A 481-nucleotide genomic window follows, 5' to 3' on the forward strand; every position below is an offset into this window, starting at 1 on the left:
GATTAGAATAGTCTATGCATGTAGATGAATTTTGTCTAAAATAAAGATGAGAGTAAACGAAAATCCTTGCGTAGATAGCAAGGATGAAATGATTGTTATTTGTTAACAGGTGACATAGTGTTTTGAATGTTGTATTTGCGTTGTAGGTAATAGCGTAAAGCAAGGGAAACACCACCAATAATGAGCAAGGCAAGAGGAGGCAACTGTGGGTTAAGAGAGGTTGGTAAAAAGGCAGTCGCAGAGTACAAGGCAATCCAAATCAACATGGCTAATGATAAGGCTGCGATGATTTTGAACCAACTTGGACGAAGGCTCTTATCTTTTCCGAGATGACGGTAAATAAAGTAATAAGTAGCGTACATGGATGCTCCTCCACCAAAACCAAGTGCCAGTAAGGAAATCAATCCTGTAACTGTAGCGTTTGTGTTGAAGAAGGTCATGATGCCATTTAAAAGGGCAACAATTCCGATGAATAGTAAAG

Annotated in this window: 1 protein-coding gene; it reads right to left on the reverse strand. The window is 39.1% G+C overall.

Going from position 1 to position 481, the window contains the following annotated elements; genetic code table 11:
* Positions 1–95: 95 nt before the first annotated feature.
* The coding region (locus tag KTJ72_RS07010) for a DUF1129 domain-containing protein (RefSeq protein ID WP_217304478.1) at positions 96–481 on the reverse strand (386 nt) is incomplete at its 5' end.

Origin of the sequence: Apilactobacillus waqarii, from assembly GCF_019061205.1 — a bacterium.
In the GTDB taxonomy this organism is placed as follows: domain Bacteria; phylum Bacillota; class Bacilli; order Lactobacillales; family Lactobacillaceae; genus Apilactobacillus; species Apilactobacillus waqarii.